The organism is Changchengzhania lutea (genome assembly GCF_006974145.1).
Taxonomy (GTDB): domain Bacteria; phylum Bacteroidota; class Bacteroidia; order Flavobacteriales; family Flavobacteriaceae; genus Changchengzhania; species Changchengzhania lutea.
The window spans coordinates 2058312-2076642 of record NZ_CP039456.1 but is presented as its reverse complement, the minus strand read 5'-3'; the positions used below and the strand labels follow the sequence as shown (position 1 = coordinate 2076642).

The window sequence follows — 18331 nt, the reverse complement described above, 5'->3', positions numbered from 1 at the left end:
TGCAAACTGCGACTGAGACTGCGACTGAGACTGCGACTGAAAACTAAAAAAGATGTTCGAGTTCGAACCAGACGAATATATATTTACCAAATTTGCTTTCTTTTTTAAAAAAGAAAAAAAAAGAAAAGAAGCAGCACTCAAACACACCGTAAATTTAAGTGAGGTAAAATCCCGATTAACCATTTTTGCACGTGCTATTACTGGAGAATCCATTGAAATTTTTGAAGCAGAGCGAGAGGGTGGTTATAGAAACAACAACTTTTTCTTGCCATCAAGGTTTTCAGATTTTCAAACCGTAGAGGAGAACATTTCATTTTATCTATTTAGGGTTTTGTATTTATCTGTTCAAAAGAATTTGGATTTAAACTGGAACGATGATAAGGAACACGACCCTATAGAATCTCAGCAACAGTCAAAAGCTACTTCAGCTGAGGTATTAGCTTCACTGTTTGCTCAATTTCCCATTACGGAAATCTATCATCAAAAATTCATTTTATTTTATAGAGAGAAGGCTACTGAAAAACAAGCTCCGGATTACAGTTTTATTTATGGTAAGTGGATGCGTAATACGCCATATAACGATTCAGAAAAACAACTGAGGAATTTTACGGATAAGGTAAAACAAGCCAACCAAGAGCTGCCCAAAACGATTATAAAATCGAAAGCTGTTGAAGAAATTATTTCTGTACAAATAGACCAAAAACAATTGGATGATGCTGTGTTACAACACCAATTTGAAAAAGTGGAAACGGCCGAAGAATTTGGCGGAAATTTTAGGGATATGGATGGTGACGACGAACTGGATAATCATTCCAACGCGTTGGATGAGGTAAAAATGAAACATACCGTTCGGGTGGATGATACAGCACATTCTGTATATCAAGCAGACTTCACTGAAAATACGACCATTGCAGAAAGTGCAGAAAGCGAAAGTAATGGCAGTTTTATAAAATACGACGAGTGGAATTACACCAATCGCTCTTACAAAGAAGACTTTTGCAAGGTTTATCCGAAAACACAGTTAAAATCGGATGTGCCTTATTATAAAAAAACACTAAATGATAACCGCTCAACCTTAGTCGGACTGCGTAAAATGTTGAGCACCGTTAACAATAAATATCAGCAACAACGTAGACAAACACAAGGCGATGAGTTTGATATCGATGCCATTACCGATTTGTTTATAGATATAAAATCAGGCCATACACCTTCAGAAAAAATATACCTCTCAAAACGAAAAAAGGAGAAAGATTTATCCATATTATTGTTGTTGGATATTAGCCTCTCAAGCGATGGTTATGCGGCTGGAAATAGAGTAATTGATGTAGAAAAGCAGGTGTCTATTTTATTTGGTGAAATTTTAGAGGAATTTAATATCGACTTTTCTATCGATTGCTTTTATTCCAAAACACGAAATCATTCTAGCTATTTAACACTTAAAGGTTTTGACGACAATTGGAACACGGCCAAGTATAGAATAGGAGCTATAGAGCCAAGTGGATATACACGTATTGGCGCTGCCTTACGCCATTCGGGAGTCTTATTGGACAAGCGCGACACTAAAAATAAATGGGTGATTTTAATATCCGACGGGAAACCAAACGATTACGATAAATACGAAGGTAAATACGGTATCAACGATGTAAAGCAAGCCCTCCGTGAATTAAACGAGCGCCAGATAAATTCTTACGCATTGGCCATTGAAGCCAACGCTAAATATTACCTGCCTCAAATGTTCGGGCAAAACCATTACCAAATTCTTACCACGCCAGTAGCACTGTTACAATCTTTGGTCAAATTGTATGAAAAAATAAAACATCAGTCTTAATAAATACCACAATGGATAATACGTTGATAAACCATAAGAATATTTATTATCCTCCAGGTGGTATTTTAATTTGGATTATCATTTTTTTAGAACTATTCACTTTTGGTGCCGCTTTAATAGCCATGGTGTTTTACGGAAATCAAGAACCAAAACTATTTCATACTTCAAGTTTAAAATTAAATGTGACCTATGGTATGGTAAACACAGTGTTTTTGTTAACCAGTGGATTTTTTATGGCAATTTCAGTAGCCGAACTAAAAAACGACCATACCGAACGATTTAAAAAGTTTTTGCTTATAACCATGTTTTTTGGGATGTTGTTTTTATGCTTAAAGGGTTTTGAATATTATGAAAAACTTAGTGAAGGTCTTTATATGGGCTATAACACCTTTTTCACGTTTTATTGGATGCTAACCCTATTTCATGTGATTCATGTACTTGTTGGTTTGGTGATTCTAACCTCTGTTTACTTCGGGGTAAAAAATAAAAAGGCGAGCACTAAAATCGAAGATATAGAGGCCAGTGCTGCATTTTGGCATATGTGCGATTTAATATGGATTTTACTTTTTCCTATTATCTATTTACTTTTTTAATATGAAAGCCCATAATGGGCATTTGGCAAAAAAAGACCCATACCCTCTTAAATAATTAAAACATGGAACAACAGTTAATTTTAGATTTTTAAATAGATGAAAAAAGCAGCAACCATAACTTGGATTATTTTAATAGTGCTTACAATCGTTTCTGCACTTATTTCTAAACTTGAAGGAGCCTATATTGTAGTGATGATTTTAATACTGGCAGTATTCAAGTTTTTGGGAATTGCGTTTCAATTTATGGAAATAAAAAAAGCACATTCTTTTTGGAAAACACTAATTATTGTATTTATTTTCCTGTTTGGTATTGGGCTATTGGTAGCCTAAGAACCTGCAAGATTTTAAAAACCTTGTAGGTTTGTTTTGTTGTTTTGTTGTTTTGTTGTTTTGTTGTTTCGTTGTTTCGTTTTAACACCTACAAGGTTAAAACAAGACCTTGCAGGAGACCATATTAATCATATATCATTGAAATTCAACTCAGTCCAATTTGGTTATTAGTCAAGCTCAGCTTGGTAACTATTTAAACATAAAACGTAAAAAACCTATCGCCAAAACTCATCATCAACTTTATCGATAAAATCATCTTCTTGATGTATGTCTTCAATTAAAGCTAATTGTTCTTTGGTTGCTGCTTTTTGGATTTCAGGAAACAGCACGCGTTCTTCAAAACGAATATGCTTATCCAATTCCTCTTCAATTTTGCTTAAGGCTTTAGTCTCATCGCCCGATTCTGTAAACAAACGTTTTAAACGCCTATGGTCTGCCAAGGCTCTTTTAATAAAATCATTGCCTTCATTTAAAATAGTGAAAATATGATTTTCTTCCATTTCAAAATGAGGAATCAAATGATTTTCAAAAAACCAATCGGCATAAATTTTTATCCGCTTTGGTTCAATATTTTTACTAAATCCAGATCTTATTTTCCATGATAAAAGTAATCCATGATGATGTTCTCTACTTAGTGGTTGCAATGCTTTATGTCGTTTCTGTGGTTTATTATCCATCGGTTTTGGTTTTTAAAATATTAATGATAATACTTCCTATTCCTAATGGCAAAAACACGCTAGAAAGAAACAGAAAAAGATAATAGTTTGGCAGCATTCCCTTATTAAAGTAAAACATACTGCCTTGAAGGATTAAGAACAATTCTGTTAAAGCAAAACCTAAAACAAAGGTATAGATTCCAAAATTTAACCACGCATTAAAAGTAACCCACTTGTTCTGCAAAATGAAACCAAATAAAAATCCTGTGATTACGCCCAACATAAGCAAATGAATAAAACCAATGATAAGATTTCGATGTTGATAAGCAACTTCTGATACTTCGGGAATAAGCGACAATAATTGTATCCCTATTTTTATAATCAAACTAGAAATTGCAAAAACGTACATGTAAATAGTAAGTTTCGCATTGTTTTTTAAGAGAAATAACTGGTAAGGCTTTATAAGCCTTAAAAATACGATCAATGTTAAAAGTTGAATAAAAACGCCTAGTCCATTAATCCAATATAAAGCGATGTGCGGTGCAAACCAAGATATTGGCAAAGCCAATGTTAACACCGTTGATATGACTAAAAGAACAAAAAACAGCCTAAATTGTTTTGAATCTTTGAGTTGTAATACATGAAAAAATATAGCAATGACGGCTATTAAAAACCAGCCGTTAAACTGAAAATGCAAAAAGAACTGTATCGCTATTTGATAAAATGCCGAAGCTTGCCCAAGCAAAGAAACTGCTGGTCCTAAACACCAAACACCTATGGTAGATAAGAGCATAAATAGAAGTGAGGTTCGTAATAAGTAATGAGTTACCGTTGATTCGGTTTTATGATGTTTCCAGACTAGGTATATAATGTAATAGCTACAAAAAATGTGTAATGTAGAAAACGAAATAGAAACTACGGCATAACCTTGAAACGGGAAGCTTAGCATCATACCAAGTACAGCAAACTCGGTTATCCAAAATAAACGACTATATATAGGTTTTTTATTGGGAACAAAATGATGCACTAAAAAAGTATATAACATTAAATATACCCAACCCAACATAGCAACATGCGAATGTGCATGGGTTAAATACCTATAATTAATTCCTAAAGAGTCTAAAGAACCATATCGTAATGCTAAACCCATTAGGGCAGCAATTAAAAAATTCACTAAACATATAATAACCTTTAGTTTAGGCATATGAAACTTTTAGGCTCATAATATAAGAATAAAAAAACTCCAGAACATTTAATTAATAAACATCCCGGAGTTTAAGGTTACCAACCAAAATTAACCAAATTGTTGTTCTAGCTTAACAGCTTCAGGAAATAAAATATTATTTTCTAAATGAATGTGCAAATGCAAATCTTTTTCAAATTCATCCAACATAGCATAAGTTACCTGATAGGTATTGCAGCCATCTGCTGGTGGATTGTAATTATTACTAAGTTCGGCAATTTGTCTAAAACGTTCGCCTTCATTATCGTGCTCTTGCATCATCATGGCTATTGGGTTTTCAACCGTGCCAAACTGTGGCGATTGTATAGCGCCATTTTCTAATTTCGCATTCACCATTTTTTTTATGACTGGAAAAAGAACCAACTCCTCTTTTTTCATATGTGCTGCTAATTCTCCTGCTGATGCTGTAAAGAGTTCATTAATTTTAAACAATTCTGGATGTCTTTCACCATGTACACTACATAATTTATTTAAAAACTGACGTAGTACAGGTATTTTTTCTTCCACATAGCGGTGGTGCTTCTTTTCGATATATTCTACCAATAAATCCAATGGCCAGGATTTATAATCGATAGATTGATCTGTTTTAGAGTTTAAAACGTTATGTAATTCATCTAAAAGCGTATTAACTTCTATTTCATTTTTATTGCAAACTTCTTTCACGGTTCTATCGCCTTTACAGCAAAAATCGATGCCATATTTACTAAATACCGCTGCAGTTCTAAAATCGTCTGCAACAAATTGTCCGATTTGTTTTTCTAAATCTTTATTTAATACTTCCATAATGTTATTTATTTCGGATAATTTTATCCTATTTATATTCAAATTTTTTTAAACTTTCAAAAACGAAGAACCCGATTTAATATTAAGTGCCAATTCTTCAAGACTTGTGTTTTCTAACATATGTTTTAGTTGATCTCTTACAATTTTAAATTTATCGTGTACTGGACATGGGTGATTTTCATCACAAATCTCTAAGCCTAATCCACAGCCATTGTAAATTTTATCCCCATCAATGGCCTTAACAATTTGCGATATTTTAATAGAGCCGATATTTTTTTTATCTAATTCAAACCCGCCATAAGCCCCTTTAATAGAATAAACTATGTTATGCCTAACTAAATCTTGTAATATTTTAGCAGTAAACGCTTCGGGTGAATTAATTTCTTTAGCTATAGCTTTTGGGCTCACACGCTTATTTTCAAAAGAATTTATAGCAATAAAAATTGCAGCTTTAATACCATATTCACAAGCTTTTGAAAACATTTAGTTCCTTTATTTTAGACAAAAATATAAAGAATTTTTAAATAGGACAAATTTATCCTATTTAAATTTCAGTAAAGATTTCTAAACCACACTTTCTGCCATTCCCGCCTTAAAATCAAAAAAGATACTTCTTCTGAAAGTTTTAATGTATCACTACCATCCAAAGCTTTTACCTCTTCTTCCGAAACATCAATAATATAGAGCAAGTTGAGATAATCCATAAACTTATCTTGAAGCAATTTAAAAATGGTTTCGTGAAGCATCATCTTTAAACTAGTCGGCAAAATATTCTCATGAAAAGCCAAGTCTATATTAGCCAAAAGCAAGTCCTTGTTTAACTGATTGACAAGCTTTTTATATAAATCTAATTGATTTGCTTTTTCAATAACATCGTCAAAATTCACAGGCCATTCCATTACACCGTTCTATTCATTAGGCTTTCGCCGAAATTTTTAAGAAGCGCCTTTTTATCTGTTGAAATATTCAACGATTCTAATACAGAAAAAGCCATCATGGTATAGTGCGCTATGGCCGTTTTGGTGGCTTCAGCAGAACCAGAATTAACAAAGATTTTCTTAGTTGTTTGAATTTTATCCTCAACCTGATTGGTATTCAAACTGAACAAATGTAAAAGTTGAGAAGTCTCATTTTCAGAACCAAACTCTAAAGCTTTCAGGTATAAGTAGGTTTTTTTATTTTCAATAATATCGCCACCAACTTGTTTTCCGAAGGTTTCAGGATCTCCAAACGCATCTAAATAATCATCTTGCAATTGGAAAGCGATGCCTAAATTTTTACCAAACTCATAAATATTACGTTGATCATCTTCAGAAGCACCTGCTACAATTGCGCCCATTTTCATAGCAGCACCAACCAATACAGCCGTTTTGTACTCAATCATTTTTAAGTACTCTTCTACCCTAACATCATCTCTAGTTTCAAAATCAACATCGTACTGTTGCCCTTCACAAACTTCTAAAGCGGTTTTACTAAACAATTTAGCAAGCTGTTGAAAGGTAGCAGAATCATAAGTTTCAAACAACTGATACGCCATAATAAGCATGGCATCACCTGAAAGAATTCCAGCGTTAACATCCCATTTCTCATGCACGGTTTCCTGCCCACGACGCAAAGGCGCTGCGTCCATAATATCGTCATGCACCAACGAAAAATTATGAAATACCTCAATACTTAATGCGGCATTTAATGCAATTTTATAGTCTGAATTAAACACTTCGGCAGTCATCAAAGTCAAGACGGGACGTAATCGTTTCCCTCCCAATTTTAAAATATATTGAATTGGTAAATAAAGATTTTCTGGTTCTTTAACAGTTGAATATTTATCTAAATACGCAACAAATTGTTTACGATAATTCTCTATTGAAAGCATTGGACAAAAATAAAGTAATTCAAGGTATTAAAAAGACACGAATTTACAATTAATGTTAAATAATTGTAAAACCTTGGAAACTTTTTTTGTTTTTAAAGTTTCCATACGTACTTTCGCGCCGGATTATGAGAGAAAAAATTATATATAAAGCAGCTGAATTATTTTTGACACTAGGTTTTAAAAGTGTCACTATGGATGATATTGCACAAGAGATGGGCATTTCTAAAAAAACCATTTATGTACATTTTGCTAATAAAACTAAATTGGTGGAAGCCGTGACATTCCATTTATTTGATACTATATGTGACGGCATTGATACTATTTGTGGTAGCTCAAACAATCCCATTGAAGAATTATATGCCATTAAAATGTTCGTTATGCATCATTTAAATAATGAAAAAGCCTCCCCACATTATCAGTTAAAAAAGTACTATCCGCAAATTCACAAGGCATTAAAATTCAAACAATTTGAAAAGATGCACGACTCGGTACAAGAAAGCTTACAACATGGTGTAGATACAGGGGTTTTCAGGGATACCATAGATGTTGATTTTATTTCAAGAATGTACTTTACGGGTATGACAGGCATAAAAGACAATATGTTTTTCCCAACAGAAACCTACACCATGGACTATTTAATGGAAAGCTATTTAGAATATCACCTCAGAGCCATTGTCACAGAAAAGGGCTTTAAAATAATGAATAATTTTATAACATCAAATCAATCATAAATAATGAAGAACAAACTAATTTTAACCTTTAGTTTATTATGCTCTTTCGTCTTGTTTTCGCAACAAGACTTGCAAAATTTAACTTTACAAGAGGCTATAGATTTTGCATTAATAAATAACCGTACCGCCAAAAACGCAACAAGAGATGTGGATGCAGCCTATAAGCAAAAATGGGAAACCATAGCCACCGGTTTACCACAAATTAACGGAAATATAGACTATCAAAATTGGTTAAAACAACAAGTATCATTATTACCTGCCTCTGCTTTTGATAATACTCAAAGTATTATAGACGTTGTGAATGATTATTTTGATGCCAATCAAAATAACTTTGATGTAAATTCTGCTGACGGCTTTATCCCCGTACGCTTTGGGACCAAACAAACCATGAATGCGTTTGTTACTTTAAGTCAATTAATTTTTGATGGCTCTTATATTGTAGGACTGCAATCTGCCAAAGTGTTTTTAGAAATCTCTAAAAATGCAAAGATAAAAACAGATTTAGAGGTCAGGAAATCTGCAATAAATGCCTACGGCAATGTACTTTTAACTAGAGAGAGTGTCAATATTTTAGACCGAAACAGAGCAGCTCTTCAAAAAAACCTCAATGAGATTACCAGAATTTATGAAAATGGTTTAGAGGAAGAAGAAAGTGTTGAGCAATTAAAAATAACACTTTCCAGTATAGAAAGCACTCTGAACAATACCACCCGATTAAAAAAAGTAGCCTATCAAATGTTAAATATGGTTTTAGGTATTGACATTAATACAGAAGTGAACTTATATGATAATTTAGAAACCTTGACGGCTCAAAATATAGATTTAGGCATCATGAATAGTCCGTTTATGGTAGAAAACACTATAGATTACCTCATTGCAGAAAATGATAAAACAGCAAAAGCGTTATTACTCAAACTAGAAAAAAGTAAAGCATTACCAAACCTAAGTGCATTTGTAAATGCCGGGTATAACGGTAATAGTGACGATTTTAATTTCTTAAAAAAAAATCAGAAATGGTTTGGGTCTTCATTAATTGGCGTAACAATGAATATTCCCATTTTCAGTTCGGGCATGCGAAGTGCATCTACACAACGTGCCAGTATCAATCTCGAAAAAGCTAAAGATGATTTAACCGAAACCGAACAGCGCATTAAACTGGAAATAGCCACTGCTAAAAGCGATTATCAATTCTCAATTGAAGATTACGAAAACAAAAAACGAAATTTAAATTTAGCCGAACGTATTGAGCAAAAAAATCAAACCAAGTTCTTTGAAGGTATTGCTTCAAGTTTTGACTTAAGACAAGCTCAAATTCAATTATATACAGCACAGCAAGAATTTCTACAAGCGATGTTGGATGTCATCAATAATAAAGCCGCCTTAGAAACGGCATTAAATCAAACACTAAACAACCAATAATAATGAAAAATATAATTACCCTAGTAATAGCATCCCTAATCTTAAGCTCATGTAGTGGCGACAAAAATAAATCTGTTGAAGATATTATTGAAACTAACGACTTAGAAAAGATAAGAACCAAAAAAATAGAACTAGACGCTAAAGAGCAAGCACTCGCCGCAGAGTTAAAACTTTTAGAAGCCAAAATTAAAAGCTTAGATCCTCAAGAGCGTATCCCATTAATCACAACCTTTACAGCCAAGGAAGACGTATTTACGCATTTTGTAGAACTTCAAGGAAGTGTTAGTACCAAACAGAATATTGTTATTTCTCCTGAGTTTTCAGGGTTGTTGACACGAATTTATGTGAAGGAAGGGCAAAAAGTAAACAAGGGTCAAATTCTAGCAAAAATTGATGATGGCGGATTAAGCCAACAAGTAGCACAATTAAACATACAGACTGCATTAGCAAAAACAACCTATGAAAGACAAAAGCGTCTTTGGAATCAGAAAATTGGGAGTGAGATTCAATATTTACAAGCCAAAGCCAACTATGAAGCACAGCAACAAGCTATTAATCAATTACAACAGCAAGTATCAAAAACAGTTGTAAGAGCACCGTTTTCTGGAACTGTTGATGCTATTATTGCAGATCAAGGTACCGTAGTTGTTCCGGGGCAATCGCAACTTTTCAGATTGGTAAATCTTCAGGATATGTATATAGAAACGGACGTGCCAGAACTCTATATTTCTGAAATTACCGAGGGTAAAGATGTTAAAGTTGAGTTTCCTGTTTTAGGAAAAGAAGTCGATGCCAAAGTACGCCAAGCTGGAAGTTTTATTAACCCTGCAAACAGAACTTTTAAAATACAAGTAGATGTCGATAATAAGAATGAGACTATCAAACCAAACTTGACAGCGAAATTAAAAATAAACGATTACACCAATGATAAAGCCATATTAATTCCACAGAGCATCATTTCTGAAAATGCTGAAGGCGAACAATATGTTTACACCATTACAGATAAAGATGGTGACATCGCCAAAGCAAAACGTGTCATTATAGAAACAGGGAAAACAAAAGGCGATTATATAGAAGTTGTTTCTGGATTAGATAACGGTAACGAAATTATTAATGAAGGTGCCCGTAGTGTAAAAGAGGGTCAAACCATTAAGATCTTAATTAGTCAATAGTTTTTAGACATTAGTTCGTAACAATTTACAATTATGAAAGAGATTAAATTCAACTTCGAAGATTTAAAAGTTTATCAAAAAGCACTAGATTTTGTTGACATTACATATAAGGCGACAGAAAATTTCCCTAAAAATGAAGATTACGCTTTAAGTTCCCAGTTTAGAAGAGCATCAATTTCTATTGCACTAAATATTGCGGAAGGTTCTGGAGATAGCAACGCTCAGTTCAACAGGTTTTTAAATATTTCCAATGGCTCTATAAAAGAATGTGTCGTTTGTTCAACTATTGCCAAAAGATTAAATTACTTAAGTGATGAAGATGATTATAATAACCGATTATTACTTGAAGAGTTGTCTAAAATGACATCAAGTCTTCAAAAATATTTGAAGTCTAATAACACTAACAACTAAAGACTAATAACTAATGACTGATAAAAAAAAGGTAGATAAGGAGTTTGTATTATCATCATGGGCTATTAATAACAAAACCACCATGTATGTGCTCATCACACTTATCCTATTTCTCGGCGCAAGCGCCTATTTTAGTATGCCTCGTGAAAGCTTTCCGGAAATAAAAGAAACTAAAATTTATATTAGTTCTGTTTATCCAGGAAACACAGCAGAAGATATTGAAAAGCTTATCACAGACCCCATTGAAGACAAGCTAAAAACCGTTAGTAATGTGGTTGAAATTACCTCAACATCGCAAGAAGACTATTCTATTGTTGTGGTTGAATTTGACGAAAATATTTCAGTAGAAGCTGCAAAGCAGAAAGTTAAAGATGAAGTAGATTCTGAAACCTCTGGTGAAGATTGGCCAACCTTTAATGGCGCAAAAGTAGAGCCAAATATTTTCGACTTAAGTATGTCTGAAGAGATCCCGATCTTGAACATTAATATCTCTGGAGATTACCCCGTTGATAAGTTGAAAGAATACGGTGAATATCTTGAAGATAAAATTGAAAGCCTGCAAGAAATCAAGCAAGTTGATATTCGTGGTGCTCAGGAAAAAGAAGTTGAAGTGGCGGTAGACATCTACAAAATGATGGCCGCCCAGGTTAGTTTTGATGATGTTATCAATACCATTAGCAGAGAAAACATGACCATGTCCGCTGGTAATTTAATTTCTAGTGGTCAACGACGAACTATTCGTGTTATTGGTGAAATTGAAGACCCAAAGGATCTTGAAGATTTTGTAGTGAAATCGGAAAACAATAACGCCATTTACCTTCGTGATATTGCTAAAGTGTCTTTTAAAGATGAAGACAGAACAACGTATGCTAGAGAATTTGGGGAGCCTGTTGTGATGCTAGACGTTAAAAAGCGTGCTGGTAAAAACATGGTAGCAGCGGCAGAACAGATTCAAGTAATTGTAGATGATGCTATTGCGAATACATTCCCTCCAGATTTAAAAGTAAGCATTGCTAATGATCAATCTTCAAAAACCATTGGTCAAGTGGACGATTTGGTAAACAACATCATATTTGGAATCATTCTCGTGGTCACGGTATTGATGTTTTTCTTAGGATTTAAGAATGCGTTATTTGTAGGTTTTGCCATTCCCATGTCTATGTTCATGTCACTCATGATTTTGAATCTCTTGGGCTATACCATGAATACCATGATTCTTTTCGGACTCATTATGGGGCTTGGTATGTTAGTAGATAACGGTATCGTTGTCGTTGAGAATGTGTACCGTTTAATGGAAGATGAAGGCATGACACGCGTACAAGCTGCAAAAAAAGGAATTGGTGAAATTGCATTTCCTATCATCATTTCTACAGCAACAACTGTAGCGGCATTTATTCCGCTAGGCTTATGGCCAGGTGTTATGGGACAATTCATGATCTATTTTCCAATCACACTATCCGTTGTTTTAGGTTCCTCATTATTTGTGGCTATCTTTTTCAACTCGGTATTGGTATCCCAATTTATGACTACGGAAGATAAGAACATGCCACTAAAACAAATCATTAAAATTTCCGTAATCATGGGCGGTATTGGTTTGCTTATTCTTGTTTTTGGAGGTAGCTACAGAGGCTTGGGCTCATTAATGATAGTTACCGTTTTTCTCCTTTGGATATATAGACTGTTTCTAAGAAAATGGTCCAACGGATTTCAAAATAATGTTTTGCCAAAATGGGAAAACGCCTATGAAAAATCGCTGAGGAGTGCTTTGAACAAAAGGAAACCAATCTTCATAACAGTTGGTACTTTTATATTACTTATTGTAGCATTTATCGGTTTTGGCGCTTCTGTTGGAAGTCAACGTACTAAAGTCGAGTTCTTTCCAGACAATACACCCAATCAGATCATCGTTTATATAGAATATCCAGAAGGCACAGACATTAAAAAAACCAATGCCATTACAGAAGCTATTGAAAAGCGTGTTTATAAAATTATAAATGACGATGCTTATAAAAATGGTGATTTTAACTTTTTAACCGAAAGTGCCGTATCTCAAGTTGGTGAAGGCGCAGGCAATCCTCAAACTGATGGCGGTTCTGCTGCAGAAATGCCACATCGTGCCAAAATAACGGCTACTATGCGCGAATATAAGTTTAGGGATGGTGCCGATAGTAATGTATTGCTTAAAAAGGTTCAGGAAGATTTAAAAGATATTTATCCGGGTGTTGCTATTTCTGTAGAAAAGGATGCTGTTGGCCCACCTGCAGGATACCCCATCAATATTGAATTGGAAGGTGAAGACTATTCTGAATTGATTGCAACTGCCGAAAAAATGAAGGATTTCATCAATTCGAAAAATATTCAAGGGATTGATGAATTGAAGGTTGACGTTAACAAATCAAAACCATCCATGCAAGTTGAAGTGGACAGAAAAAAAGCTGGTGAATTGGGCGTAACTTCAGGACAGGTAGGACAGCAATTACGGAATGCCATTTTTGGGGCTAAAGCTGGGGTTTATAAAGAAGATGGTGAAGACTATGATATTTATGTGCGTTTTAATGAAGCAAACAGATATAATACTAGTGCCATTTTCAATCAGAGAATAACCTTTAGGGATATGGCTTCAGGTCAAATAAAAGAAGTGCCCGTATCTACCGTTGTGAAACAAAACAATTCATCCGGTTTTAGTGCCATCAAGCACCAGGACACCAAACGTGTCGTACTTTTATATTCAGCATTAGCACCAGGATTTACCGATGCAGGAGCTATTGTTTCCCAAATACAAAACGAAATGCAGGGTTTTTCTGATAAACCAGAAGCCGTGAGTATTGATTATACGGGACAGATTGAAGAGCAAGCCAAACAAATGACATTCTTGATGGGTGCATTTTTTACAGGTTTGGGTTTAATATTTTTTATATTAATCTTCCAATTTAACTCGGTATCTAAACCCGCCATTATCATGATAGCTATCTTTTTAAGTTTAATTGGTGTGTTTGGTGGTATTGTGATTACGGGCAGTTCCTTCGTTATTATGATGACCATGATGGGCATTATATCCTTAGCAGGAATTGTAGTAAACAATGGTGTGGTTTTGCTGGATTACACGCAGTTATTAATAGACAGAAAAAAGGTGGAACGCAATTTGGATGATGATGAGTATTTAGAAGACAACGATTTATTGGAAGCCATTATTAAAGGCGGAAAAGCCCGTTTACGCCCTGTACTTTTAACAGCTATCACGACAATTTTAGGGTTAATCCCTCTAGCAACAGGTTTAAATATTAATTTCTTTACATTATTTAGCGAATTTGATGCTAATATTTATATGGGTGGTGATAATGTGATCTTTTGGGGTCCATTAGCGTGGACTGTGATTTACGGTCTGCTCATCGCAACTTTTTTAACGCTTATTGTCGTCCCCATATTATTTTATTTAATTACGAAACTCAAAATGCGTTTTATAGGTAAATCGCGTGAAAAGGAAGTGCTTCTTAATGAAGCATCATAGTAGGTTAGTTTGGTTAGTAGTGAAAGAAGCCTCAACAGATGTTGAGGCTTCTTTATTATATTTTTTAGCCATTTACTCATAATACCTAATGATACTGCCATTTGTTTTTCCTTCCACACTCCTAACATATGCATTGACAACCTTTTTCATTGGAACAGGGTTATGACCCGGAAAATAATCCTTATAGTTTTCATAAGCATCTTCCACCATTCCTAAAGACACCACATTCAATCTCATACCAGAAGGAATTTCAAGTGCTGCCGCTTGCACAAAACTATGTATTCCTCCATTAACCATGGCCGCACTAGTGGTTTTAACAACTGGGTCGTCTGCTAATATTCCTGTTGATAAGGTTATAGACCCGTTTGGGTTCAAATAATGTTGTCCAATTCGAACGAGATTGACTTGCCCCATGAGTTTGCTTTTTAACCCTATGTAATAATCGTCTTCTGTAAGGTCATTAAACGGTGCCCATTTGGCTTCTCCTGCAATACAAACAACAGCATCTACCGGAACTGTTTTTTCAAACATGGCTTTTATAGAGTTGCTGTCAGTTATATCTACTTGAACGTCTCCAGCAGTTCTTCCAGCAACAAGAACCTCATTGTTTTTCGCAAAATGAGACGTGACCTTATTTCCAATAGTACCGTTACCTCCAATAGTACCGTTACCTCCAATAATCAATAATTTCATGTGTTTATGTTTATTGTTTTTTATTGGTCACATGTGACATCCATTTAATCATTTCACTTGGGTATCAAGTTTTAGTTATGGATGTTTCATATGCGTTTAATTTCTAGCAATTTAATAATAACCGAATTATTACAACCTATTTAAATGATAAAAGCTACCCTGTTTAAAACAGAGCAGCTTTTATATAATTCAAAATAAACCGTTCAAATTAGAACCTGTAGTTTAACGACAGGTTAAACATTGTCCCTAATTGGCTAAAATGATAACCGTCATAAGTCATTTGCGAATAACGTTGGTTAAACGTTATTAGGTTAGATTGATTTTTAACTTGAGCAGCGTCTGCCAATAGAGCAGATCCTGCGCCATTCTCAGCTTTAAAACTCCATTCTGGTAATACATTTAATAAGTTATTGACGTTTAATGATAATGTCAATTTCTCTGTAGCATTAAAGTTAATACCTAAATCGGTTACAATTTTAGGCGTGAATTCTGTTCTTAAATCAGTACTCATGCCTTGTTGTTTGAAAGTCGTTTTTCCAAAGTAGGTGTTGTTTAAATTGAAACCGAATTTACCAATATCGTAATTAGCACCTAAAATCCATTTTGTTTCAGGTCTAGACGTAAAGAATAAAGCTTCTTGCGTCGCATTAACAACAGATTGTCCAGAATCCGCAACTAAAGGAATGTCTTTTACAGCTCCATCTCTTTCGTTTTGAATGGTATAGTTACCAGATAAATTTAAATCCAATTCTCCGCTTCCAATCGTGATATTTTTCTGGCTAATTACCACATCAAGACCAGAAGTTCTGGTATCTATAGCATTAGAAAAGAAACTCACATCACTTAAGTTGTTATCTCTTAAAATATCATCAAGAGCTGTTGTACCTATATTGTTACCATCGTCATCAAATTCAGTTCCTCCAATTTCAGATCCTAAAACAATACGGTCTTTTACCGATATGTTATAGTAATCTACTGTGAAACTTAAAGTATTCGTTAATTTTCCCCCTAAACCAATAGTAAAGTTATTAGACGTTTCAGCATCCAATTCTGGAATACCTAAAAGTTTAGCTTGCGTAGACACATTATTAATTAAACCACCCACTTGAATACCCTGGCCAGGTACAAAGCTATATTGCGCTTTTTGAGTATAGATTTGATGTAACGTTGGTGCTCTAAATCCTGTAGAAACAGACGCTCTAGCAGTCAGTTTATCATTTAATTTTAAACGAGAACTTAATTTATATACAAACGTGTTACCAAAATCTGAATAGTTTTCAGTTCTGATGGTTCCGCTCACTAAAAAAGCATCACTTACATCAAAATCTAAAGAAAAGTAACCACCAATATTGTAACGGTTAAATTTTCCTGAATTTTCTGGACTGTTACCTGCAAAAGAATCGGCACCACCTCCGTCATAAGAAGCTAATTCACCTTCAATAACTTCAAAGGTTTCGTTTCTGAACTCAGCACCAAAACCAATACTTACTTTATCAGAAAGTATTCTTGAGATATCAATGTTACCTACATTGTGAGTAAATTTAGTTCCTCCTGGATCGAATGATTGCTGACTGTTAGCTTGGTATAATGGAGATCCTTCTGAAATTTCTCCATCATCTACAGTTCCGTTATTATTAGAATCTATCCAGGTAGAAGGGGAAAACACTTCATTTCTGTTATGCGATTGACTTACCGTATATGTTTGTGTATTTCCACCTGTAGTATAACTTAAATCAACATTCCAGTCGTTAATTTTTGTTTTAATACCAACAGTACCGTTATAATCGTTTAATAAACCTTCAAATGTTGGCACATAACCATCATATCCGCCTGCGGTATTAGGGTTGTCTCCAGGAAAGAAATCTGCTAAATAAGGAAAAGCATCTACTGTTCTCCAATAAGGTGTTCTATAGTTCGCAAAACTGTTTACTTTTTTATAAACATAAGCCGCATTAAAGTACATTTCTGTATTATCACTTAAATCGTATCCTCCATTTATTAAGAACTTAGAAGAAGCTGTTTCTGGTGAACCATTAATATTATTAGCATCCGGATTACGTGATAAGAATTCTTGAACATCAGCTATATTAGCATCAAAATCTCCAGCTTCACCAGCAGCATCAACCGTACCTGGTCTGTTTGCTAGATTTACTTTTGAAAAGTCTATGGTATAGTTAATAAATCCATTATCATCTCCAATAACAGAACCATTGTTCACACTTAAACCAAACATTTCACCATCGCCTTCAGAAGTCATACCTGTTCTAAGAGTTGCTGAACCAAGGTTTGCATTGTCTTTAAGAACAATATTCATAACCCCAGCAATGGCATCAGAGCCATATTGTGCAGAAGCACCATCACGAAGTATCTCTACACGCTTGATAGCATCCGTTGGAATGGCAGAAATATCAGCACCTGTTTCACCACGACCTGGAGAGGTTTGTGTGTACAATAAAGCACTTAAGTTTTTACGTTTTCCATTAATAAGGATTAAAGTTCTACTCGGTCCCATATTTCTAATTTCATAAGGATCTAATAAAGATGTTGCATCATTTACTGGTGTTTGTACCGTGTTAAATGATGGTATTCTATACTGTAAAGCTTTGTCGAAAGAAATTTGACCTGTAGATGTTAATTCCTTAACACCAACAACATCAACTGGAAGTGGGGAATCTACATTACTTCTTGGAGCAGTACGTGATCCTACTAAAATAACTTCATCTAGCGCCTCACCGTCAGATAAAGTCACATTAATTTGGGCTCTTCCGTTTACAGATTCTTCTTTGGTAGTATAGCCTACATAACTATATACCAAAGTGCCATTGCTGTCTGCTGTAATGGTGTAATTTCCATCAAAATCAGTCGTTGTGCCATTAGTTGTGCCTTTTTCTATAACATTTACACCAGGAATACCTATACCATTTTGGTCGGTAATCTTTCCTGTTACATTTTGTTGTGCAAAAGTAAATGAGACACTAAAAATTAATAAAAATAAAAGAATTGTGTTTTTCATAAATGAGTTGTTAGTTATTAATAAAGTATTAGGTACTTATATAGGGTATAAGCACACAAACCTTATTATATACTCGCT

Annotated in this window: 16 protein-coding genes; 8 read left to right on the top strand and 8 right to left on the bottom strand. The window is 34.4% G+C overall.

Translation table 11 applies throughout. From position 1 onward, the window contains the following. The first annotated feature begins 52 nt into the window (after nucleotides 1-52). The 3 genes from FAF07_RS09440 to FAF07_RS09430 all read left to right on the top strand — a co-directional run bounded on the left by FAF07_RS09440 (nucleotide 53) and on the right by FAF07_RS09430 (nucleotide 2751). Nucleotides 53-1828 (top strand): nitric oxide reductase activation protein NorD, encoded by a 1776-nt coding sequence (locus tag FAF07_RS09440; protein ID WP_142784875.1) that lies wholly within the window; start codon nucleotides 53-55, stop codon nucleotides 1826-1828. Between the two features lie 11 nt (nucleotides 1829-1839). Further along, nucleotides 1840-2421 carry a cytochrome c oxidase subunit 3 gene (locus FAF07_RS09435; protein ID WP_142784874.1) on the top strand — a complete coding sequence of 194 codons (582 nt, stop codon included), beginning with the start codon at nucleotides 1840-1842 and terminating at the stop codon, nucleotides 2419-2421. A gap of 96 nt (nucleotides 2422-2517) precedes the next feature. Then, a complete protein-coding gene (locus tag FAF07_RS09430; protein ID WP_246067674.1) occupies nucleotides 2518-2751 on the top strand; it encodes a cytochrome C oxidase subunit IV family protein in 234 nt (77 codons plus the stop codon). A gap of 215 nt (nucleotides 2752-2966) precedes the next feature. Here the strand turns inward: FAF07_RS09430 and FAF07_RS09425 are convergent, their stop codons facing one another. From FAF07_RS09425 to FAF07_RS09400, 6 genes are all read right to left on the bottom strand, one after another. Next, nucleotides 2967-3428: a hemerythrin domain-containing protein gene (locus FAF07_RS09425; RefSeq protein WP_142784873.1), complete on the bottom strand. Its 462-nt coding sequence runs from the start codon at nucleotides 3426-3428 to the stop codon at nucleotides 2967-2969. Then, nucleotides 3421-4611 (bottom strand): hypothetical protein, encoded by a 1191-nt coding sequence (locus tag FAF07_RS09420; protein ID WP_142784872.1) that lies wholly within the window; start codon nucleotides 4609-4611, stop codon nucleotides 3421-3423. The genes FAF07_RS09425 and FAF07_RS09420 overlap by 8 nt, the downstream gene beginning before the upstream one ends. A 90-nt stretch (nucleotides 4612-4701) precedes the next feature. Further along, nucleotides 4702-5433, bottom strand: a complete 732-nt coding sequence (gene ric, locus FAF07_RS09415; protein WP_142784871.1) for an iron-sulfur cluster repair di-iron protein — start codon at nucleotides 5431-5433, stop codon at nucleotides 4702-4704. A 48-nt stretch (nucleotides 5434-5481) separates the two neighbouring features. Further along, on the bottom strand, nucleotides 5482-5916 hold the full coding sequence (locus tag FAF07_RS09410; RefSeq protein ID WP_142784870.1) for an RrF2 family transcriptional regulator: 435 nt from the start codon (nucleotides 5914-5916) through the stop codon (nucleotides 5482-5484). Between the two features lie 68 nt (nucleotides 5917-5984). Continuing rightward, nucleotides 5985-6332: a hypothetical protein gene (locus tag FAF07_RS09405; protein ID WP_142784869.1), complete on the bottom strand. Its 348-nt coding sequence runs from the start codon at nucleotides 6330-6332 to the stop codon at nucleotides 5985-5987. After that, the gene (locus FAF07_RS09400; protein WP_142784868.1) at nucleotides 6332-7306 is read right to left on the bottom strand and encodes a polyprenyl synthetase family protein; all 975 of its coding nucleotides are present in this window, start codon (nucleotides 7304-7306) and stop codon (nucleotides 6332-6334) included. The genes FAF07_RS09405 and FAF07_RS09400 overlap by 1 nt, the downstream gene beginning before the upstream one ends. A 125-nt stretch (nucleotides 7307-7431) precedes the next feature. Between FAF07_RS09400 and FAF07_RS09395 the strand changes: the two genes are divergently transcribed. From FAF07_RS09395 to FAF07_RS09375, 5 genes are read left to right on the top strand one after another with little or no spacing between them, the layout of a single operon-like run. Further along, a complete protein-coding gene (locus FAF07_RS09395) occupies nucleotides 7432-8037 on the top strand; it encodes a TetR/AcrR family transcriptional regulator (RefSeq protein WP_142784867.1) in 606 nt (201 codons plus the stop codon). A gap of 3 nt (nucleotides 8038-8040) precedes the next feature. Beyond that, nucleotides 8041-9456, top strand: a complete 1416-nt coding sequence (locus tag FAF07_RS09390) for a TolC family protein (protein WP_142784866.1) — start codon at nucleotides 8041-8043, stop codon at nucleotides 9454-9456. Between the two features lie 2 nt (nucleotides 9457-9458). After that, nucleotides 9459-10628, top strand: a complete 1170-nt coding sequence (locus FAF07_RS09385) for an efflux RND transporter periplasmic adaptor subunit (protein WP_142784865.1) — start codon at nucleotides 9459-9461, stop codon at nucleotides 10626-10628. A 33-nt stretch (nucleotides 10629-10661) separates the two neighbouring features. After that, a complete protein-coding gene (locus FAF07_RS09380) occupies nucleotides 10662-11039 on the top strand; it encodes a four helix bundle protein (protein WP_142784864.1) in 378 nt (125 codons plus the stop codon). A 13-nt stretch (nucleotides 11040-11052) separates the two neighbouring features. After that, the gene (locus FAF07_RS09375; protein WP_142784863.1) at nucleotides 11053-14547 is read left to right on the top strand and encodes an efflux RND transporter permease subunit; all 3495 of its coding nucleotides are present in this window, start codon (nucleotides 11053-11055) and stop codon (nucleotides 14545-14547) included. Between the two features lie 72 nt (nucleotides 14548-14619). Here FAF07_RS09375 and FAF07_RS09370 read toward each other — a convergent pair whose 3' ends face one another. Both FAF07_RS09370 and FAF07_RS09365 read right to left on the bottom strand, forming a co-directional pair. Then, nucleotides 14620-15240, bottom strand: coding sequence for a short chain dehydrogenase (locus tag FAF07_RS09370; RefSeq protein WP_142784862.1), 621 nt, complete (start codon nucleotides 15238-15240; stop codon nucleotides 14620-14622). A 208-nt stretch (nucleotides 15241-15448) separates the two neighbouring features. After that, entirely contained in the window at nucleotides 15449-18253 is a 2805-nt protein-coding gene (locus FAF07_RS09365; RefSeq protein WP_142784861.1) for a TonB-dependent receptor, read from the bottom strand. Between the last annotated feature and the right edge of the window lie 78 nt (nucleotides 18254-18331).